The organism is Thalassobius vesicularis (assembly GCF_004799325.1).
In the GTDB taxonomy this organism is placed as follows: domain Bacteria; phylum Pseudomonadota; class Alphaproteobacteria; order Rhodobacterales; family Rhodobacteraceae; genus Thalassobius; species Thalassobius vesicularis.
In genome coordinates this window covers 35,644-53,414 of the sequence record NZ_SSMD01000006.1, presented here as the reverse complement: position 1 = coordinate 53,414, position 17,771 = coordinate 35,644, and the positions used below count along the sequence as shown (strand labels likewise).

The window sequence follows — 17,771 nt, the reverse complement described above, 5'->3', positions numbered from 1 at the left end:
GAATATTTGCGGCCTATCATAATTCCAGCAGAAATGATTCCCATCATGGACGACATCGACCGCAAAATTTGCTCCATCCTGCAAGAGGCCGGGCGCACCTCGTCCGCTGAACTGGCCGAGGCCGTGGGCCTGTCGCTGTCTGCCGCGAATGACCGGGTGCGCCGGTTGGTGGCACAGGGGGCAATTGCGGGCTGGCAGGCGCGTCTGGACCCGCAGAGCTTTGGGTTGGGGCTGTGCGCGTTCATGCTGCTGGACCTGAGCTTTGACGGAGAGGCCGAGGCGGTCGCGGAACTGGTGAGCCACCCCGAGGTGCAGGAGCTGCACCATATCAGCGGGCCACATTCCTACCTGATGAAGCTGCGGGTGGCGGATACGCGGGCGCTGCAGGCGTTCCTGACGCGGGTGGTGAAACCCCTGCCTGCCGTGCTGCGAACCGAGTCGATCATCACGCTGGACACGGCCAAGGAAACCGCGGCCATCGCCGTGGGGGCGGACCGCTGATGCTGGAGGTGTTTGTCAAAGGGCTGGGCATCGGGCTGGCCATTGCCGCTCCGGTCGGGCCGATCGGGCTGTTGTGCATCCGGCGCAGCATCATGCAGGGGCGCGGCGCGGGGCTGGCGACCGGGCTGGGGGCTGCGGCGGCGGATGGCACCTATGGGCTGCTGGTGGCGGTGGGGTTCTCGGCCACCGGGGTGCTGCTGCTCTATGCGCCGCAGATGCAGGTGTTCGGCGGGCTGCTGATCCTGTGGCTGGGCCTGATGACACTGAAGGGATTCTTTGCCCGGCGTCAGGCCCGCGCGGCCGAGGCCCCGGCGCGCGGATTGATGGGGGCGTTCGGCGCGACCTACCTGCTGACGCTGTCGAACCCGGCGACGATTCTGGCCTTTACCGGCATGATCGCGGCACTGGGGGGCGCTGCGGCCAGTCAGGCGCACGCGGCCTATGCGCTGGTGGCGGGGGTATTTTTCGGCTCGGCCCTGTGGTGGCTGATCTTGGTGCATCTGGCGCTGTGGGCGCGGACCCGGATGAACGACGGCGCGCTGCGCTGGCTGGACCTGATCGCGGGCGCGGTGCTGGCAATCTGGGGCCTGTCCCTGACGGTGGGGCCGGTGCTGGATGGAACTGTCTGGGGATAGGCTGGAGCGGGCGGCGGGAATCGAACCCGCGTCATTAGCTTGGAAGGCTAAGGTCTTACCATTACACAACGCCCGCTCAGCAGGATCACGGGATAGGCGAACCGCAAGACAAGGTCAAGACGGTTTCCCCTAGCCCACGATATGATAGCCGCCGTCGATATAGTGCACCCCGCCGGTCACGTTTTTCGCACTGTCCGAGGCCAGAAAGGCCGCGTAGGCCCCCACGTCCGCGATGGTGGCCAGTTGATGGGTCGGCGCGCGCTCGGCCGCCATGTCCAGCAGTTGGTCGAAATGCGCGATACCGCTGGCGGCGCGGGTCATCAGCGGCCCGGGCGACAGGGCGTTAACGCGGATGCCCTTGGGGCCCAGCTCGGCGGCCATGTACTTGGTGACGGATTCCAGCGCGGCCTTGACCGGGCCCATGACGTTGTAATTCTCGACCACCTTTTCGGCACCGAAATAGCTGATGGTCATGCAGGCGCCGCCGTCGGCCATCAGCGGCTCGGCCTCACGGGTCAGGTGGAGGAAGCTGCCGACCGAGATATCCATCGCCATGCGGAACCCCTGACGAGAGCAATCGGTGACGCGGCCGTGCAGATCCTCCATCGGGCAGAAGGCGACGGCGTGGATCAGGATGTCGAGGCGGCCCCACAGCTCCTCGATCTGGTCGAACAGCGTGTCGATCTGGGCCGTGTCGGTCACGTCGAGCGGGGCGAAGATGTCGGCCTCCAGCTCTTGCGCAAGGGGTTCGACAAAAGGGCGGGCCTTTTCGTTGAGGTAGGTCACCGCCAGCTCGGCCCCCTGTTCGCGCAGGGCCTGGGCGATGCCATAGGCGATGGAATGGGAATTGGCGATGCCGACGATCAGGGCTTTCTTACCAGAGAGGGAGAACATGCTGGGCCTGTGATTTGGTATCTTTCGCCCCAGTCTAGGCGGGCGATGTGACAGAGCCGAGTCGATTTGCTGCGACGCGGCAAATTGCGCGCGGCACTGCCTGCGAAACGGGCGCATTGGCGCGCGCGCCGGGCTGTGATACGGCGCGGATATGGCCGAATACGTGATCCGATTCCGCAACCTGTCCAGCGACGCGCCGGAAACCCCGCAGCGCGAACGCATCGACGCGCCCACCCAGCAGGCGGCCATCGCGGCACTGAAAGAGCGTCTGCCGGGGCAGGAATTGCGCATAGAAAAGATCGTCAACGAGACCCCCACCCCCAAGAAGCGCAAAACCCGGGCCGAGTGGATCATCCTGGCGCTGGTCGTGGTGCTGGGCGGGGTGAACCTGCTGTCGCGCGCGCTGCGCTGATTGCGCTTGGCGGCGCGGGCCGGGGGCGGTAGACAGGCTGTCCGAACAGTGCCCAAGGGAGTCCCCCATGTCCATCGACGCCGCGGCCGAGCGCCGTATTCCGACCCTGATCGCCACCGAAATCAGCGCCCGCCCCGAACAGGTGCAGGCCGCGATCACCCTGCTGGACGGCGGCGCGACGGTGCCCTTCGTGGCGCGCTACCGTAAGGAAGTGACGGGCGGGCTGGACGACACCCAACTGCGCACGCTGGCTGACCGGCTGGGATACCTGCGCGAACTGAACGACCGGCGGGCGGCGATCCTGTCCTCGATCACCGAGCAGGGCAAAATGACCGACGATCTGGCCCGCGCGATTGCCGGGGCCGAGACGAAATCAGCGCTGGAAGACATCTATCTGCCCTACAAACCCAAGCGCCGCACCCGCGCGATGATCGCCCGCGAAAACGGTCTGGAACCGCTGGTGACGGGAATCCTGGCGGACCGGTCCGCCGACCCCGAGGCGCTGGCGGCGGGCTATATCACCGAGGCCGTGCCGGACGTGAAAGCGGCGCTGGACGGCGCGCGCGACATCATCGGCGAGAACCTGTCCGAAGACGCCAACCTGCTGGGCCGCCTGCGTGATTTCCTGATGCGCGAGGCGGTCGTGACCTCGAAAGTGATCGAGGGACAAGAGGCGGCGGGCGCCAAGTTCTCGGACTATTTCGCACAGTCGGAAAACTGGGCCACAGTGCCTTCGCACCGTGCGCTGGCGATGTTCCGCGGCCGCAACGAAGGCTTCCTGCAGATCGACATCGTCGTCGACGCGGATGCCGCGCCGGGCCAGAACCGGGCCGAACAGATGGTCGCCGCACAGCTGCAAGCCAGCAGCGACGGCAAGGGCGATCAGTGGCTGCGCAAGGTGGCCGGTTTCGTGTGGCGGGTGAAGCTGCATATCTCGCTGTCCATCGACCTGCTGACCGAACTGCGCCGCCGCGCCGAAGAGGACGCGATCCACGTTTTTGCCCGCAATCTGAAGGACTTGCTGCTGGCCGCCCCTGCGGGGGCCAAGGCCACGCTGGGCCTTGATCCGGGCATCCGCACGGGGGTGAAATGCGCCGTCGTGGACGCCACCGGCAAGCTGCTGGAAACCGCCACGGTCTACCCGTTCCAGCCCAAGAATGACGTGCGCGGCGCTCAGGCCACGCTGGCCGAGATGATCGCCCGCCACAAGGTGGACCTGATCGCCATCGGCAATGGCACCGCCTCGCGCGAGACGGAAAAGCTGGTGGGCGATCTCTTGGGCCTGATGCGCTCGGCCAAGAAACCGACCAAGGTGGTGGTGTCCGAGGCAGGCGCGTCGGTCTACTCGGCCTCGGAACTGGCGGCACAGGAATTCCCGGGGCTGGACGTCAGCTTGCGCGGGGCCGTGTCGATCGCCCGCCGCCTGCAAGACCCGCTGGCCGAACTGGTGAAGATCGAGCCGAAATCCATCGGCGTCGGCCAGTACCAGCACGACGTCGACCAGCGCCGCCTTGGCAAATCGCTGGACGGCGTGGTCGAGGACGCGGTGAACGCCGTGGGCGTCGATCTGAACACCGCCTCGGCCCCGCTGCTGGCGCGGGTCGCCGGGATCGGACCGGGCCTGTCGGACGCCATCGTCGCCCATCGCGACATCAACGGCGCGTTCAAATCCCGCAAGGACCTGCTGAAAGTCGCCCGACTGGGCCCCAAGGCGTTCGAGCAATGCGCGGGCTTCCTGCGTATCCGGGATGGCAAGGAACCGCTCGATGGCTCCTCGGTCCACCCCGAGGCCTATGACGTCGCGCGCAAGATCGTCGCCGCCTGCGGGCGCGACCTGCGCACGCTGATGGCCGACCCCGCCCCGCTGAAACGGCTGGACGCGTCGGATTTCGTCGATGACCGCTTCGGCCTGCCCACGGTGCGCGACATCCTGTCGGAACTGGAAAAACCCGGCCGCGACCCTCGCCCCGAATTCAAGACCGCCACCTTCACCGATGGCGTGAACGAGATCACCGACCTGCGCCCTGGCATGCTGCTGGAAGGCACGGTAACCAACGTCGCGGCCTTCGGCGCCTTCGTGGATATCGGCGTGCACCAGGACGGGCTGGTCCATATCAGCCAGATCGCCGATCGCTTCGTCAAAGACCCGCACGAGGTCGTCAAGGCCGGCGATGTCGTCAAGGTCCGCGTGACCGAGGTGGACGTGCCCCGCAAACGCATCGGCCTGTCGATGAAAAAAGACACCGGCCCGGCCGAGCCGCGCCCTGACCGCACCGCCCCCTCGCGCAACACCGCCCCGCGCCACACGCCGAAAGGCCCCAAGGGCGGCAAACCCGCCCCCACCCGCGGATCGGACGTCGGCGGCTTCGGCGCGGCCCTGCTGGACGCCATGAAAAAGAAATAACGAAAAAGGGCAGGAGACACCCCCTGCCCTTCTTCTTTTTCCAAATATCCCGGGGGAGTCGCGCCATGCGCGACGGGGGCAGCGCCCCCTTCCCCCTGTCCGATCAGGCCTGCGCCAGACCGGGGCGCGCTTTCAGCAGACCTTGGGTGATCAGGCCGGCCAGCACGCATTTCAGGATATCGCCCGGCACGAACGGCGTCGCCAGCAGCGAGGCCTCCAGCAACGTCTTGTCCAGCTTGATCGACATGCCGATGATGCCCAGCACGTTCAGCACGATCACGCCGCCGATCAGGGCCGCGACGGCCGGGAAAACGAACCCGCCACGATCACGCCAGGTCTGAGCCAGCAGGCCGGTGACGAAAGCCGCAACCGGGAAGCCGATCAGGTAGCCCATGGTCACGCCCGAGAACACGCCGATGCCGCCACGGCCACCGGCCAGCAGGGGCAGACCCAGCGCCACCAGCGCCAGGAACAGCAGCACGGCCAGCGCGCCGCGCTTGGCGCCCAGCACGGTGCCGCACAACATGATGCCCAGCGATTGCGCCGAGATCGGCACACCCGACATCAGCGTCAGTTTGGGGACAAGGCCCAGGGCCGCGATCAGTGCGGCAAAGAGGGCGATCAGGGTCAGGTTGCGTTCCATTTGGGGTCCTTTCGTTGCGTCCTGAGGAGGGGGCGGGCAAACGGCCCGGTAATCACATCACCCCGCCGCGCGCTTTTAGCGCCTCGGCGGTCTGTTCAGCGTCGTCGATGGCCAGCAGGGCAAAGGGCAGCACCAGCCGCCAGCCGGGGCGTTTGACAGTGCGGGCACGCCAGGCCTCGACCAGAAGGCCGCCCTTTTGTACCAAAACGGGCGTAAAACGTACGACCAGCGCGACGGACAAAGCGAACCTGCGGCGGGTCGCCGGGGGCACGCCGATCTTTGCCAAGGTGCGTTGGATGACGTCCAGCATGTCCTCCATCCGGGTGGTGAGGGTCACCAGGTTGGCGGCGGCGATGGCGGCCAGCAGGCGCAGGACGATGACCACGCCCTCGGCCACGCGGCCCACGGCCAGGTGCCAGACCAGGATGATGGCGACGAAGACCAGGACGGGGCGCAGAAAGCGCAGCCCCTCGCGGGCGAAGGCCAGACCGCCGACCAGATAGGCGGCGATCACCGCCCCCATCACGGCGGCGCTGAGCGCGATGCCGTTCATGTAGAAAATCGCCAGCGTGAAGGCCGACAGGCCCAGCAGTTTGGGGCCCGCGGGCCAGGAGTGATAGGGGGTGCGGCGCTCAGAGGTCAGCGAAATCATCGGACCCTCCCCACGCGCGCATCTGGGTTTCGTAGGCGGGCAGGACATCCGCAGGGGCGCCATCCATGTGGACCGCGCCCTGTTCCAGCCAGATCACGCGGTCATAGCCGGACAGCGCGGACAGGTCGTGGCTGATGTGGATCAGGGTCTGGTCCAGCGCGGACAGGTGACGGCTGAGGCGCAGGGTGGTGGCCATGTCGAGCCCGGCAAAGGGTTCGTCCAGCACGATCACGCGGGGCGCCATCATCAACACGGCCATCAGGCAGACCAGATGCCGCTGACCACCGGAGAGGCCATGCACCGAGCGGTCGAACCAGTCCGGGCGACCAAAGCGGGCCAGCATCGCGTGGGCCTGCTCGCGCGCCTGCGCCTTGGGCGTGCCAGTGGCGGTGAGGCCGAAGGTCAGCTCCTCGCCCACGGTGGGAAAGATGATCTGGTGGTCGGGGTTCTGGAACAGGATGCCAACGGTGCGGATGGCGGCCTTGCGGTCGGTGGCGACGGTGACGCCGTCCACGGTGACCTGCCCCGCGTCGGGCGCGGCCAAACCGGCGATGAGTCGGGCCAGTTGCGACTTGCCCGAGCCGTTGCGCCCGACGATTCCCACGCGCCGCTGCGACAGGCTGAGCGAGAGGCCCTGAAAAACCTGTGTGGTTTCGCGGGCATAGCAGACGTCGCGCAGTTCGACCGGAGGCAATTTGGCCCCGATTTCCTGTGCGATCTGGAATTGCTGCGTCTGCATTGTGCCTCCGGTTTTGCGGATGCGTACAGCGAAACCCACGGGGTAAGCAAGAGTTTGCAAGGCCATTTTGCAAAGTTCATACCGTATTAATACGGTACGCATACTGACCATTATCATGTTCAGGGATTTTTATTCCAGCCTGCCGCGACGGCACCGGAACGGCGTTCCGATCACTCGTCGAACGGCACGATCAGCTCGGGGCCCGAGGCGCGGTTGGAGTTGACGGCGGTGCTGACCCGGTGCGTCTGCAGGGTGCCAACCGGGGCGGCGCGCATCAACGGGGCGGCGCCGTGCCCCTCTTCGCCCAGCCATTTGGCCCAGGTGTCGGGCTCCAGAATCACGGGCATGCGGTGATGGACATGCTCGATATCCGCGCTGGCGCCGGTGGTGACGACGGCGCAGGTGGGAAACGGGTCCGCGCCCCACATCAGCCAGACCCCGGCCAAGGCCATCGGCGCGCCATCGGTGCGGGTGATGTACCAGGGCAGACGGTTGCCCGCGTCGTCCTTGCTCCATTCATAAAACCCCGAGATGGGCAGGATGCAGCGGCGGCGACGGCAAGCCTCGCGGAAGGCGGGTTTCTCGGCGATGGTTTCGGCGCGGGCGTTGATCAGCAGCGGGCCATCGGTGGGCGATTTGTACCACGACGGCAGAAAGCCCCAGCGCATCGCGCCCAGCCTGCGGATGTCCGAGTCTGTGGCGACCACATGCACCTGCGTCGTCGGGCAGACGTTGTAATTTGGCACGGCGGGCAGAGCATTCGCCGGGCTGGCCCCGAACAGCTGGGCCATCGCATCATTCGGCAGGGTGACCGCGAACCGCCCGCACATGGCTCAGCGCCCAAAGTCCTGCTTGGCCAGAGCGATCCGCGTCTCCATCAGCGACATCTCTTGCATCAGGTCGCGGCGGCGCGTGCGGTCGGCGCAATCGCGCAGCTCCTCTCGCAGGCGGGCCAGTTCGCGCGACAGGTTGACGAATTCAGGCACCGCGCCGTTTTCACGGATCAGCCGGTTGAACAGGGCGTTTTCCGGGTCATCGCAGGGCGGTAGCGGTTTGCCCGCACCGGACAGGTTGTCAAAGGCGCCGTCTGCCTCGGCCTGCGCGATCTTCTGGTTGATGAGGTCGATGAGCGGGTGATCCATGCTGCGCAGGATAGCGGGGCGGGGCCGGGTCAGGCAATGGCGAAGCGGCGACGGTAATCGCCCGCCGTCACCCCGGTGATCTGGCGAAACACCCGCGCAAAGGCGGCGGCATCCGCGTAGCCAACCGCCCAGCCGATTTCGGCCACGGGTGTGGGGGTGCGCTCCAGCAGGCCGCGGGCCTTCTCGATCCGCAGGTTTTGCAGGTAGGCCGAGGGGGTCAGCCCCGTCGCGGCGCGGAACCGGCGCAGAAAGCTGCGGCCGCTGAGGGCGGCGACGGCGGCCATATCCTCGGCCAGGACAGGCTGGGGATGGTGGGTTTCCAGCCAGGTCTGAACCGCCAGAATGGCGGCGTCCCCATGCCCGCGATTGGGGCGGAAGGTGCGGTAATTGCGCTGCTCGCGCCCCGAGGGGTCGACCAGCAGGTGACGCGCGACTTGGGACACCAGCGCGGGGCCGCCCGCCTGCCCCACAAGGAACAGGCCAAGGTCGATCCACGCCATCAGACCGCCGGCTGTGACGATGTCGTGGTCGTCGATCAGGATCTGCTCAGGCTCCAGCCGGGCGGCGGGAAAGGCGGCGCGGAACTCATCCTCCAGCGCCCAATGGGTGGTGACGGGACGACGGTCCAGCACGCCCGCCGCGCCCAGCCAGAACGCGCCCGCACAGACAGAGCAAAGCCGCGCGCCCTGCCGGTGCTGATCCCGCGCCCAAAGCGCCAGCGGATGATCCGGCGCGCCACGAGAGCCGCCAAGACTGGGCAGGAACAGCACGACGTCGAAACGGTGGGGGACGGGTTGGTCGACCCGGGTGGCAACGATCCGGCCGGGGGCAAAGCGGTTGGCCACGGCAAAGAGGTCGGTCAGGCCCAGCAAGGCGGCCTCTTGCACGCCGGGGGTGGCGACAAGGGCGACGGACAGGGGGTTTGGCGAATCTTGCATAGTGATTGCAGTATTAGCCAATTCTGTGGCCGGTCAAGGCGTGGCATCTTGCAGTCAAAGCAACGGAAAGGACGCATGATGACGACGGCTTTGATCCTGGTGGACATTCAGAACGACTATTTCGAGGGGGGCGCGTGGCCCGTCGCCAAGATGGCGCAAGCGGCCGAGAACGCGGCGCGGCTGCTGAAACATGCGCGCGAGACAGGGCAACTGGTGGTCCATATCCGGCACGAGGGGCGGCCCACCTCGCCATTCTTTCGGCCGGGGACCGAGGGGGCGGAGATCCACACCAGCGTCGCCCCGAGCGCCGGAGAGGCGGTGGTGCTGAAACACCGGCCGAACAGCTTTCAGGGCACCGATTTGCAGAACATCCTGCAGGGCGCGGGGGTCGAGCGGGTGATCCTGTGCGGCGCGCAAAGCCAGATGTGCATCGACGCGACCACGCGGGCGGCAGTCGATATGGGCTATGAGACCATAGTGGCCGAGGATGCCTGCGGCGCGAAAGAGGCGCAGTTCGGCGGGGTCACGGTCCCGGCCGAGATGGTGCATGCGGCGTTCATGTCGCCGCTGGCCATGAGCTATGCCAAGGTCGTAACGACGGATCAGGTGCTGAACGGTTGAGGCGGCGCCGGAAAATTCGAAATTTTCCGGACAAATTTCTTTGAAAGAAATTTGGTCCGCGCCCCTGACAGAGGCGCGGACCCATGATCACTTCGCGACGATCCGGCCATCCAGATAGGGCGTGTAGGGGCCCTTGGCGGCCAGATACTCGGCCGTCACGTCGGCCAGGTCGGGGCCGAAATCGTAGGCGTTCATGCCTTCGGTCGACAGTACCTTGTAGCCATCCCCACCATTGCGGACGTAGTTGTTGGTCACGACGCCGTAGACGTGCTCGGGGTCCAGATCGGCCCATTCGCCGTTCATCATCACCTTGACCGAGACGACGCGGCTGCCAGCGGCGGCGGTGGGGTCGTAGGTGAATTTCAGACCGGCGACCTGCGGGAAGCGGCCTGCGCCTTCCTCGATCTGCGACAGGCCGTTTTCCAGCGCGGCCAGCACGGTCGAGCCCTTGGCCTGGAAGGTCGACAGCGTGTTCTGGAACGGCAGCACGGTCAGCACTTCGCCCATCGTCACCGGCCCCGCGTCGATCGAGGCCCGCAGACCGCCGCCGTTTTGCAGCGCGATCTGGATGCCCTGATCGGCCACGCGGTCCAGCATGGCGTCGGCAACAAGGTTGCCCATCGCGCATTCGCCTGCGCGGCAGCTGCCCTTGGCGCCGTCAATCGGCTGGGCGGTTTCGGCCACGACCTTGTTGCGGATTTCGTCCAGCGGTTTGGCCAGCTCGGCGATGCGCTCTTTGGTGGGGGCGTCCTCGGACACGGCGGCGTCCATGATCAGCGGCTCGCCCGTGGCCGTCACCACGTTGCCCGCGTCGTCGAAGGTGACGTTCAGCTCTCCCAGGAACTTGCCGTAGGCGTAGGCCGAGACGATGGCCGTGTTGCCTACCATCGTGGGATAGGGCCCTTCGGCGCGGTCCGAGGTGTTGGACAGGTAGGTGTTGGAATGCCCGCCCACGATCACATCCACGCCGGTGGTTTCCGCCGCGACGCGTTTGTCCACGGTATAGCCCGAGTGAGACAGCACGATGATCTTGGTCACGCCTTGCGCGGTCAGGGCGTCGACCTCTTGCTGCACGGCGCCGACCGGGTCGGTGAAGATGATGTTGGGGCCGGGGCTGGCCAGCTCATCGGTGTCCTGCGGGGTCAGGCCGATCAGGCCCAGTTTCTCTCCGCCGCGCTCGATCACCGTGGATTTGGCCAGCTTGCCCGCCAGCGTCGGTTCGCCCGAGACATCGGCGTTCGACATCAGCACCGGGAAACCGACCGCATCCATGAAGCCGCGCAGCACCTCGGGGCCGTCGTCGAATTCGTGGTTGCCCACGGTCATCGCGTCATAGCCCAGCTTGTTCATGAACTCGGCCGCCATCTTGCCCTTGTAGTAGGTGTAGAACAGCGTGCCCTGGAACTGGTCGCCGCCGTCGAACAACACCGCGTTGTTCGAGCGCGCACGGGCGTCGGCAATGGCCGTCACCAGACGCGCGGTGCCGCCAAAGCATTTGCCTTCGGCATTGTCGGCGTCCGAGCAGCCGGAATCGTATTTGCTGATCGGCTCGAACCGGGCGTGGAAATCGTTGGTATGTAGAATAGTCAGGGAATACTCGGCTTGCGCCATACCGGCCCCAAGGGCCAATACGCTGAGCCCGCCCAGAAAACGGACAAACATGGGAACTCTCCTGTTGGGTTGTTATCGGATCAGCCTGCACCCGAATCCCGAACCTGTCAAAATCCTTCTGGCTTGACCGCACGGCAGCAGCGCGGCATCAGAGGGCCCATGCTGATATACAAGATTTTCCGGTCCGAAGAGTGGTCTGCGCTGCAGGCCGATGGCGTCACGCAAGGCGCCCCCGTCGATATCGCGGACGGGTTCGTGCATTTCTCGACCGCCGCGCAGGCCGCCGAAACCGCCGCCAAGCATTTCGCGGGCGAGGACGGGCTGGTGCTGCTGGCGCTGGAGGCGGACACCCTGGGCGAAGATCTGAAATGGGAACCGTCGCGCGGGGGTGCGTTGTTTCCCCATCTTTACCGCCCGCTGCGAATGGACGATATCGCCTGGCATGAACCGCTGCCTCTGGTTGGCGGCACCCACCAATTCCCGAAAGGCATCGCATGACCCCGCTGGAGAAACTGGGCCTTCTGGCTCTGCATAAGGTTGACCCCGAGACGGCGCATGGCCTGGCGATCAAGGCGCTGCAGATCGGCGCGGCCCCGCTGGCGGGGCTGGTGACGTCGGACCGGCTGCGCACCACGGTGGCGGGGCTAACTATGGCCAACCCGGTGGGTCTGGCCGCGGGGTTCGACAAGAACGCGCAGGTGCTGGCCCCACTGTCGCGCGCGGGGTTCGGGTTCATCGAGGTGGGGGCCGCAACGCCCCGCCCGCAGCCCGGCAACCCGCGCCCGCGCCTGTTCCGCCTGAGCGAGGACCGCGCCGCGATCAACCGCTTCGGCTTCAACAACGAAGGGATGGAGGCGATCGGCGCTCGTCTGGCGCAGCGTCCGCGCGACATGGTGCTGGGGCTGAACCTGGGGGCCAACAAGGACAGCGACGACCGCGCCGCCGATTTTGCCAAGGTGCTGACCCATTGCGGGCCCTACCTGGATTTCGCGACGGTGAACGTGTCCTCGCCCAACACCGAGAAGCTGCGGGACCTGCAGGGCAAAGAGGCGCTTTCGGCCTTGCTGGCCGGGGTGATCACGGCGCGCGGCGCGTTGCAGCGGCCGATCCCGGTGTTCCTGAAGATCGCGCCCGATCTGTCGCCGGCCGAGCTGGAAGACGTGGCCGAGGTCGCGCTGACCTCGGGCATCGACGCGGTGATCGCGACCAACACCACGCTGTCGCGCGACGGGCTGATCAACGCGCACAAGGGCGAAACGGGCGGTCTGTCCGGCGCGCCGCTGTTCGAGAAATCGACCCGCGTTCTGGCGCGCCTGTCGGCCCTGACCGAAGGCAAGCTGCCGATCATCGGCGTGGGCGGGATTTCCTCGGCCGAGGATGCCTATGCCAAGATCCGCGCCGGGGCATCGGCCGTGCAGCTGTACACCGCGCTGGTGTATCAGGGGCTGGGACTGGGGGCCGAGATCGCGCGCGGGCTGGACAAGCTGCTGGCGCGTGACGGCTTTGCCAATGTCGCCGATGCGGTCGGCACCGGACGGGAGGACTGGCTGTGATTACGATCTGGCACAACCCGCGCTGCTCGAAATCGCGTCAGACGCTGGCCCTGCTGGAGGGGCGCGACGTGACGGTGCGGCTGTATCTGGAGGACGCGCCCTCGGTCGAGGAGCTGCGCGCGGCACAGGCGGCGCTGGGGCTGCCGGTGATCCAGATGGTGCGCACCAAGGAGGCCGAGTTCAAGGAGCTGGGCCTGAGCAAGGACAGCCCCGAGGACGCGCTTCTGGCCGCGATGGCCACCCATCCGCGTCTGATCGAGCGCCCCGTGGTCTTTGCCAATGGCAAGGCCGCTTTGGGACGTCCGCCCGAGGCGGTGCTGGAGATCTTGTGAGCCACGCGCCCGCCCTGATGGGCGGGTTCGGTCACGCGGGGCGATCGGCCTCGGCCTCGAGCGCGGGGTAGCGGACGAACAGCGTCAGCCCCCGTGCGACGAACGAGATCAGCAGCGCGATCCACAGGCCGTGATTGCCGAAGACCGGCACAAGGGCGGCCAGCGACACGAGGTAGATCACGAAGCTGACGGCCATCATGTTGCGCATGTCGCGCGCGCGGGTTGCGCCGATAAAGATGCCGTCCAACATCCAACTGGCCGAACCCGCCAGCGGTGCCAGCACCATGTAGATCAGAAAGACACGGGCGTCGGCGCGGACGCCCTCGGCGGTGGTCATCAGGTCGATGATTTGCCCGCCCGCCAGCGCAAAGATCAGCCCCAGACCCAGCGACACCCCTGCCCCCCACATGCTGGACAGGGCAGCCCCGCGCCGCAGGGCCGCGCGGTTGCGGGCACCCAGCGCCTGACCGACCAGCGCCTCGGCCCCGAAGGCGAAGCCGTCCAGCGCGTAGGCGGTGATGTAGAGGAATTGCAGCAGGACCTGGTTGGCGGCGAGAACGTCGTCGCCGAATTTTGCGCCCATCAGCAGGAAGGACATGAAGATCGCCTGCAGCAGCAAGGAGCGCAGCAGGATGTCCGTGTTCACCGACATCATATGCGTCAGCTTGGCCCGGTCGAACACGCGGGGCCAGTCGCGCCAGGCGGGAACGGCAAAGGCGGCGCGGCAGAACCACAGGGCCAGCGCCAGACCCGTCCATTCGGCGCAGAAGGTGGCCATCGCCACGCCCTGAACGCCCCAACCCAGCCCCAGCACGAACCACAGGTCCAGCAGGATGTTCACGCCGTTGGTCCACAGCTGGATGGCCAGCACGGCGCGGGTACGCTCTTGCGCGATCAGCCAGCCGGTGACGCCGTACATGGCGATGGCGGCGGGGGCGCTGAAGATGCGGATTTGCATGTAGTCGCGGGCCAGCCCCTCGACCTCGGCCGAGGCGGGGGACAGCTGGAACGCGGCCCAGAAGATCGGCAGTTGCAGGGCGATGATGCCCAGCCCAGCGGCGGCGGCGATCAGCAGGGCGCGGGTCAGCAGGGCCGCGACCTCTCCGCTCTGGCCAGCTCCGACCGCCTGCGAGGTCAGGCCGGTGGTGCCCATGCGCAGAAAGCCGAAGATCCAGTAGATCCCGGTCAGCACGACCGCACCGACGCCAACCGCGCCGATGGGGGCGGCTTGACCCAGCTGGCCAACCACGCCGGTATCGACGGCCCCGAGGATCGGGACCGTGGCGTTGGACAAAACGATCGGCAGGGCGATTTTCAGAACCCTGCGATGCGTGATCTGATTGGCCAGACCGGCCTCAGCCATTTGATTGCGGCATCAGGAAATGGCCTGTGCCTTGTGCAAACGCGCGGTGGCGGTTGTCCTGCCATGCCTCGACATGGACGCTGGCGTAGCGACGGCCCGAGCGGTTGATCTGCGCGCGCGCATAGGCGTCACGCGGCAGGCCCGAGCGCAGGTAATCAACGGTGAAGTCGATGGTCTTGGGCAGCAGGGGCAAATCGCCCGAGACCAGACGCTCGGCATCGAATTTGCCGCTTTCGATGTCGTCCCACAGGTAGGCCCAGCTGAGGCCGATGATCGCCGTCACCTCGAGGAACGCGGCGGTCACGCCACCGTGGATCGCGGGCAGGAACGGGTTGCCGATCAGCTTTTCCGAGAACGGCAAGACTGCGGTCAGCTCGTCTCCGCGGCGGTCGAACTCGATCCCGAGGAACTTGATGTAGGGGACGCCGTGGACCAGCGCGTTCAGGGCCGCATCGCGGCGCTGCTTGACGATCTGGACGGGTTCGGGGCGCTTGCTGGGGCTCATTGCGTCAACCCCTCGACGGTGAAGGCGCCGGCGGCGGTGGCGACGGGCACCTCGTCATCGTCATCCAGTGCCTCGGCGCGGACAAAGGCGACGTTCTTGGTGATGCGGTAGCAATGGGCGCGGGTGCGCAGGGCCTGACCCGGCGTCGCGGCGCGCATGTAGTCGATCCGCAGGTCGATGGTGGCGGTGCCACCGGGGGCCTTGGGGTGGCTCATCACGGCCGCGCCGCAGGTGGTGTCCAGCAGGGCCGAGACAGCACCGCCGTGGATCACGCCCGTCTTGGGATCACCGACGAACCGCTCGTCATAGGGCATGCGCATCTCGGCCACGCCACTCTCGATCTTGGTGAATTCCATCCCCAGCGCCTTTGCGTGGGGAATCGCCGAGATGAATTGCTTCGCGATCGTGGTCTTGTCTGCAGCCAAATCTGCCTCCGCGCCTGAAACCTGTGCATTTCCCTATCTATTCCGCCCAACAGGGTAGGAGCGCAAGGGTTTGTTCTTGCAATTGCGAACCATTCTCATAAGTATCCGTGTCATGACACAACTCGACACCCACGCCCCTGCCAGTTTTCAGCCCGGTTTCCTGGGCCCGTTCCGTGCGCGCAGGCTGCCCTATGCGCTGCTGCTGCTGGTCCTGGCGCTGGCACCGGGTGAATTGGGCGGTCTGACGCGCGAGCTGATGCTGGACGCCTATTTCCAGGTTTCGGTGTTCGTTGCGGCCACCCTGCTGTTGTTTTACGGGGCCGAGCGGCTGTTTCGCTTTGATATCGGGAGCGTTCTGAACGGCGCGAAATGGGCACAGGTGCCGATTGCGGCCGCGTTGGGGGCGACCCCCGGCTGCGGCGGGGCGGTCGTCGTGGTGGCGGCCTATGCCTCGGGCAATGTCGGGTTTGGCGCGGTCGTGGCGACTCTGACGGCCACGATGGGTGACGCTGCGTTCCTTTTGATCGCAACCCGTCCCGAAGCGGCGGCCGTGGTGCTGCCGTTGTCCTTTGCGGTGGGAATCGCCTCGGGGTGGATCGTGGATGCGCTGCGCATTCTGCCGCCCACGGCCTATGGCGGCGGTTGCGCGATGCCGACCCGGATCGGAGCGTTGCGGGGCCGTGATCTGGCCTTTCTGGCTGCCGTGGTTCCGGGGTTCGTGCTGGGCGTTCTGCAACTGATCCAGTCGCCGCTGTACGACAACACGCCGACCGAAGTGCTGAGCGTGATCGGGCTGGGCGGCACCGCGATCGGGCTGTGGATCTGGCTGACCTCGCCGCTGGAGGCGATGACCAACGCGCAGGACGCGCCGGTGACCCGGATGGCCGAAGAGACCAACTTTATCTCGGTCTGGGTGATCGGGGCCTACCTGCTGTACGACTATATGGTGACCTTTGCGGGGCTGGACCTGCAGTCGGCGTTCCAGACCGTTGCCCCCCTGCTGCCGCTGATCGGGATCCTGATCGGATTCGTGCCGGGATGCGGGCCGCAGGTTCTGGTGACGACGCTGTATCTGAACGGCGCGCTGCCTTTCTCGGCGCTGATCGGGAACGCGATTTCCAACGACGGAGACGCCCTGTTCCCCGCCATTGCGCTTAGCCCGCGGACGGCGATGCTGGCGACGGTGGTGTCGGCGGTGCCGGCTGTTATCGTCGCCTACGGGTTCTACTTTCTGGCGCCGGGCTTCATGACGCCCTGACGATGTTGCTCTGCAGCATTGACGTAAGGAAAGGGGCTGGTCAAAGCGGGTCCGTATGTTGCAGACTGCGCCCACGCAACCAAGCAACGACCCGAAATGTCCGAGAAACGACTGACCTTTAAAGAAATGTGCGCCAAGTTCGACGTGACCCCGCGCACCCTGCGATATTACGAGTATATTGAGCTGCTTCAGCCTCAGCGCGAAGGCCGGTCACGGTTCTACGGGCCGCGCGAAATGGCCCGCATGACCCTGATTTTGCGAGGCCGCAAATGGGGTTACTCGCTGGAAGGCATCCGCCAGTGGCTGCTGATCTACGACAAGCAGGGGTCCAAGGCACAGATGGAGGCCTGGGTCGCCAGCGCCAGCCGTCAGCTGGAAGAACTGGCCGAACAACGCCGCCAACTGGACGAAGCGATTCTGGAACTGACCCGGTCGCGCGACGAGACATCCGAAGCGCTGAAGGCGATGTGATCGCCTGAAATTTGCGGAAAAAAGGGCGGGGATTTCCCCGCCTTTTTTCTTTTTCGCAATGTGACGTAACGAAAGGAAATTGCGCTTTCCGCCGGGTTACCTTGTGTGATCTTACGTCAACGAAAAAGTGACGTGACGTACCGGTTACGTCAACGTCAATTTCTGTTGTAACCAAAATCAAGGCACCGCAATTCTTGTCCATCCGTTCAACCTTCGGAGGGAAGGAAATGACTGTGACGAAAGAAACGATGACGATCCGCGAGATGTGCGACGCGTTCGACGTGACCCCGCGCACCCTGCGTTTCTACGAGGCGAAGGAACTGCTGTTCCCGATCCGCGAAGGCCAGAAGCGACTGTTCACGCACCGCGATCGTGGCCGTCTGAAACTGATCCTGCGGGGCAAGCGTTTTGGCTTCAGCCTCGAGGAGATCCGGCAGCTGCTGGATCTGTACAATATGGGGGATGCCCAGCTGACCCAGCTGGAGCGGACCTTTGAAGTGGCGCAGGACCGTCTGCGCGACATGGAGCGGCAACGCGATGAGCTGAACGAAGCCATCGAGGAGCTGAAGGAACAGATGGGCTGGGGCGAAAAGATGATCGTCTCGCTCAAGAGCAAACAGAAGGCCGCCGAGTAACGCTGTCCAGCGCCCTTGGCGTCAAGTGGGAGAGAGA

The 17,771-nt window shown here is 66.0% G+C and carries 22 protein-coding genes and 1 tRNA gene; 11 read left to right on the top strand and 12 right to left on the bottom strand.

The annotated features are described in order from the left end of the window. Positions 1 to 45: 45 nt before the first annotated feature. Positions 46 to 501, top strand: coding sequence for an Lrp/AsnC family transcriptional regulator (locus E7681_RS13015; RefSeq protein ID WP_136339945.1), 456 nt, complete (start codon positions 46 to 48; stop codon positions 499 to 501). Next, positions 501 to 1,136, top strand: coding sequence for a LysE family transporter (locus E7681_RS13010; RefSeq protein ID WP_136339739.1), 636 nt, complete (start codon positions 501 to 503; stop codon positions 1,134 to 1,136). Before E7681_RS13015 ends, E7681_RS13010 begins: the two co-directional genes overlap by 1 nt. A gap of 2 nt (positions 1,137 to 1,138) precedes the next feature. Here E7681_RS13010 and E7681_RS13005 read toward each other — a convergent pair. Continuing rightward, positions 1,139 to 1,212: transfer RNA gene (locus E7681_RS13005), tRNA-Gly, on the bottom strand. 53 nt (positions 1,213 to 1,265) lie between these two features. Beyond that, a complete protein-coding gene (gene fabI, locus E7681_RS13000; RefSeq protein WP_136339738.1) occupies positions 1,266 to 2,030 on the bottom strand; it encodes an enoyl-ACP reductase FabI in 765 nt (254 codons plus the stop codon). Positions 2,031 to 2,181: 151 nt separating this feature from the next. On the opposite strand from fabI, the gene E7681_RS12995 reads away from it, so the two are divergent. Next, positions 2,182 to 2,442, top strand: coding sequence for a hypothetical protein (locus tag E7681_RS12995; RefSeq protein WP_136339737.1), 261 nt, complete (start codon positions 2,182 to 2,184; stop codon positions 2,440 to 2,442). A gap of 67 nt (positions 2,443 to 2,509) precedes the next feature. After that, entirely contained in the window at positions 2,510 to 4,846 is a 2,337-nt protein-coding gene (locus tag E7681_RS12990) for a Tex family protein (protein WP_136339736.1), read from the top strand. A gap of 103 nt (positions 4,847 to 4,949) precedes the next feature. Here the strand turns inward: E7681_RS12990 and E7681_RS12985 are convergent, their stop codons facing one another. The 6 genes from E7681_RS12985 to E7681_RS12960 all read right to left on the bottom strand — a co-directional run bounded on the left by E7681_RS12985 (position 4,950) and on the right by E7681_RS12960 (position 8,960). Further along, a complete protein-coding gene (locus tag E7681_RS12985; protein ID WP_136339735.1) occupies positions 4,950 to 5,489 on the bottom strand; it encodes a biotin transporter BioY in 540 nt (179 codons plus the stop codon). A 52-nt stretch (positions 5,490 to 5,541) separates the two neighbouring features. Further along, positions 5,542 to 6,141, bottom strand: coding sequence for an energy-coupling factor transporter transmembrane component T family protein (locus E7681_RS12980; RefSeq protein ID WP_136339734.1), 600 nt, complete (start codon positions 6,139 to 6,141; stop codon positions 5,542 to 5,544). Further along, the gene (locus E7681_RS12975) at positions 6,122 to 6,880 is read right to left on the bottom strand and encodes an energy-coupling factor ABC transporter ATP-binding protein (RefSeq protein WP_136339733.1); all 759 of its coding nucleotides are present in this window, start codon (positions 6,878 to 6,880) and stop codon (positions 6,122 to 6,124) included. The genes E7681_RS12980 and E7681_RS12975 overlap by 20 nt, the downstream gene beginning before the upstream one ends. A gap of 170 nt (positions 6,881 to 7,050) precedes the next feature. Continuing rightward, positions 7,051 to 7,710 carry an SOS response-associated peptidase gene (locus E7681_RS12970; RefSeq protein ID WP_136339732.1) on the bottom strand — a complete coding sequence of 220 codons (660 nt, stop codon included), beginning with the start codon at positions 7,708 to 7,710 and terminating at the stop codon, positions 7,051 to 7,053. Positions 7,711 to 7,713: 3 nt separating this feature from the next. After that, positions 7,714 to 8,022 carry a DnaJ family domain-containing protein gene (locus E7681_RS12965; RefSeq protein ID WP_136339731.1) on the bottom strand — a complete coding sequence of 103 codons (309 nt, stop codon included), beginning with the start codon at positions 8,020 to 8,022 and terminating at the stop codon, positions 7,714 to 7,716. A 29-nt stretch (positions 8,023 to 8,051) separates the two neighbouring features. Continuing rightward, on the bottom strand, positions 8,052 to 8,960 hold the full coding sequence (locus E7681_RS12960; protein WP_136339730.1) for a GlxA family transcriptional regulator: 909 nt from the start codon (positions 8,958 to 8,960) through the stop codon (positions 8,052 to 8,054). A 78-nt stretch (positions 8,961 to 9,038) separates the two neighbouring features. On the opposite strand from E7681_RS12960, the gene E7681_RS12955 reads away from it, so the two are divergent. Beyond that, positions 9,039 to 9,581, top strand: a complete 543-nt coding sequence (locus E7681_RS12955) for a cysteine hydrolase family protein (RefSeq protein ID WP_246032480.1) — start codon at positions 9,039 to 9,041, stop codon at positions 9,579 to 9,581. 87 nt (positions 9,582 to 9,668) lie between these two features. Here the strand turns inward: E7681_RS12955 and E7681_RS12950 are convergent, their stop codons facing one another. Next, positions 9,669 to 11,243, bottom strand: coding sequence for a bifunctional metallophosphatase/5'-nucleotidase (locus E7681_RS12950; protein ID WP_136339728.1), 1,575 nt, complete (start codon positions 11,241 to 11,243; stop codon positions 9,669 to 9,671). 108 nt (positions 11,244 to 11,351) lie between these two features. Here E7681_RS12950 and E7681_RS12945 point away from each other — a divergent pair, with 108 nt between their 5' ends. The 3 genes from E7681_RS12945 to arsC are packed head-to-tail and all read left to right on the top strand — an operon-like array spanning position 11,352 to position 13,077. Beyond that, positions 11,352 to 11,690, top strand: a complete 339-nt coding sequence (locus tag E7681_RS12945) for a DUF952 domain-containing protein (RefSeq protein WP_136339727.1) — start codon at positions 11,352 to 11,354, stop codon at positions 11,688 to 11,690. Further along, positions 11,687 to 12,745: a quinone-dependent dihydroorotate dehydrogenase gene (locus E7681_RS12940; RefSeq protein ID WP_136339726.1), complete on the top strand. Its 1,059-nt coding sequence runs from the start codon at positions 11,687 to 11,689 to the stop codon at positions 12,743 to 12,745. The genes E7681_RS12945 and E7681_RS12940 overlap by 4 nt, the downstream gene beginning before the upstream one ends. Beyond that, positions 12,742 to 13,077: an arsenate reductase (glutaredoxin) gene (arsC, locus tag E7681_RS12935; RefSeq protein ID WP_136339725.1), complete on the top strand. Its 336-nt coding sequence runs from the start codon at positions 12,742 to 12,744 to the stop codon at positions 13,075 to 13,077. Before E7681_RS12940 ends, arsC begins: the two co-directional genes overlap by 4 nt. Positions 13,078 to 13,108: 31 nt before the next feature. On the opposite strand, the gene E7681_RS12930 is transcribed toward arsC, so the two are convergent. From E7681_RS12930 to E7681_RS12920, 3 genes are read right to left on the bottom strand one after another with little or no spacing between them, the layout of a single operon-like run. Continuing rightward, complete coding sequence (locus tag E7681_RS12930) at positions 13,109 to 14,440, bottom strand: MATE family efflux transporter (protein ID WP_136339724.1); 1,332 nt, start codon at positions 14,438 to 14,440, stop codon at positions 13,109 to 13,111. After that, complete coding sequence (locus E7681_RS12925) at positions 14,433 to 14,945, bottom strand: PaaI family thioesterase (protein WP_136339723.1); 513 nt, start codon at positions 14,943 to 14,945, stop codon at positions 14,433 to 14,435. The genes E7681_RS12930 and E7681_RS12925 overlap by 8 nt, the downstream gene beginning before the upstream one ends. Further along, a complete protein-coding gene (locus tag E7681_RS12920) occupies positions 14,942 to 15,370 on the bottom strand; it encodes a PaaI family thioesterase (RefSeq protein ID WP_246032479.1) in 429 nt (142 codons plus the stop codon). Before E7681_RS12920 ends, E7681_RS12925 begins: the two co-directional genes overlap by 4 nt. Before the next feature lie 112 nt (positions 15,371 to 15,482). On the opposite strand from E7681_RS12920, the gene E7681_RS12915 reads away from it, so the two are divergent. The 3 genes from E7681_RS12915 (at position 15,483) to E7681_RS12905 (ending at position 17,734) form a co-directional block, all read left to right on the top strand. Then, a complete protein-coding gene (locus tag E7681_RS12915) occupies positions 15,483 to 16,628 on the top strand; it encodes a putative manganese transporter (RefSeq protein WP_136339722.1) in 1,146 nt (381 codons plus the stop codon). Between the two features lie 96 nt (positions 16,629 to 16,724). Then, entirely contained in the window at positions 16,725 to 17,099 is a 375-nt protein-coding gene (locus tag E7681_RS12910; protein ID WP_136339721.1) for a MerR family transcriptional regulator, read from the top strand. A 227-nt stretch (positions 17,100 to 17,326) separates the two neighbouring features. After that, positions 17,327 to 17,734: a MerR family transcriptional regulator gene (locus E7681_RS12905; protein WP_425471388.1), complete on the top strand. Its 408-nt coding sequence runs from the start codon at positions 17,327 to 17,329 to the stop codon at positions 17,732 to 17,734. The last annotated feature ends 37 nt before the right edge of the window (positions 17,735 to 17,771 follow it).

What these genes read in the sequence shown, in the direction of transcription:
- E7681_RS13015 (WP_136339945.1), top strand. Translation starts at nt 46, where the DNA reads ATGGACGACATCGACCGCAAAATTTGCTCCATCCTGCAAGAGGCCGGG.
- E7681_RS13010 (WP_136339739.1), top strand. Translation starts at nt 501, where the DNA reads ATGCTGGAGGTGTTTGTCAAAGGGCTGGGCATCGGGCTGGCCATTGCC.
- fabI (WP_136339738.1), bottom strand. Translation starts at nt 2,030, where the DNA reads ATGTTCTCCCTCTCTGGTAAGAAAGCCCTGATCGTCGGCATCGCCAAT.
- E7681_RS12995 (WP_136339737.1), top strand. Translation starts at nt 2,182, where the DNA reads ATGGCCGAATACGTGATCCGATTCCGCAACCTGTCCAGCGACGCGCCG.
- E7681_RS12990 (WP_136339736.1), top strand. Translation starts at nt 2,510, where the DNA reads ATGTCCATCGACGCCGCGGCCGAGCGCCGTATTCCGACCCTGATCGCC.
- E7681_RS12985 (WP_136339735.1), bottom strand. Translation starts at nt 5,489, where the DNA reads ATGGAACGCAACCTGACCCTGATCGCCCTCTTTGCCGCACTGATCGCG.
- E7681_RS12980 (WP_136339734.1), bottom strand. Translation starts at nt 6,141, where the DNA reads ATGATTTCGCTGACCTCTGAGCGCCGCACCCCCTATCACTCCTGGCCC.
- E7681_RS12975 (WP_136339733.1), bottom strand. Translation starts at nt 6,880, where the DNA reads ATGCAGACGCAGCAATTCCAGATCGCACAGGAAATCGGGGCCAAATTG.
- E7681_RS12970 (WP_136339732.1), bottom strand. Translation starts at nt 7,710, where the DNA reads ATGTGCGGGCGGTTCGCGGTCACCCTGCCGAATGATGCGATGGCCCAG.
- E7681_RS12965 (WP_136339731.1), bottom strand. Translation starts at nt 8,022, where the DNA reads ATGGATCACCCGCTCATCGACCTCATCAACCAGAAGATCGCGCAGGCC.
- E7681_RS12960 (WP_136339730.1), bottom strand. Translation starts at nt 8,960, where the DNA reads ATGCAAGATTCGCCAAACCCCCTGTCCGTCGCCCTTGTCGCCACCCCC.
- E7681_RS12955 (WP_246032480.1), top strand. Translation starts at nt 9,039, where the DNA reads ATGACGACGGCTTTGATCCTGGTGGACATTCAGAACGACTATTTCGAG.
- E7681_RS12950 (WP_136339728.1), bottom strand. Translation starts at nt 11,243, where the DNA reads ATGTTTGTCCGTTTTCTGGGCGGGCTCAGCGTATTGGCCCTTGGGGCC.
- E7681_RS12945 (WP_136339727.1), top strand. Translation starts at nt 11,352, where the DNA reads ATGCTGATATACAAGATTTTCCGGTCCGAAGAGTGGTCTGCGCTGCAG.
- E7681_RS12940 (WP_136339726.1), top strand. Translation starts at nt 11,687, where the DNA reads ATGACCCCGCTGGAGAAACTGGGCCTTCTGGCTCTGCATAAGGTTGAC.
- E7681_RS12930 (WP_136339724.1), bottom strand. Translation starts at nt 14,440, where the DNA reads ATGGCTGAGGCCGGTCTGGCCAATCAGATCACGCATCGCAGGGTTCTG.
- E7681_RS12925 (WP_136339723.1), bottom strand. Translation starts at nt 14,945, where the DNA reads ATGAGCCCCAGCAAGCGCCCCGAACCCGTCCAGATCGTCAAGCAGCGC.
- E7681_RS12915 (WP_136339722.1), top strand. Translation starts at nt 15,483, where the DNA reads ATGACACAACTCGACACCCACGCCCCTGCCAGTTTTCAGCCCGGTTTC.
- E7681_RS12910 (WP_136339721.1), top strand. Translation starts at nt 16,725, where the DNA reads ATGTCCGAGAAACGACTGACCTTTAAAGAAATGTGCGCCAAGTTCGAC.
- E7681_RS12905 (WP_425471388.1), top strand. Translation starts at nt 17,327, where the DNA reads ATGACTGTGACGAAAGAAACGATGACGATCCGCGAGATGTGCGACGCG.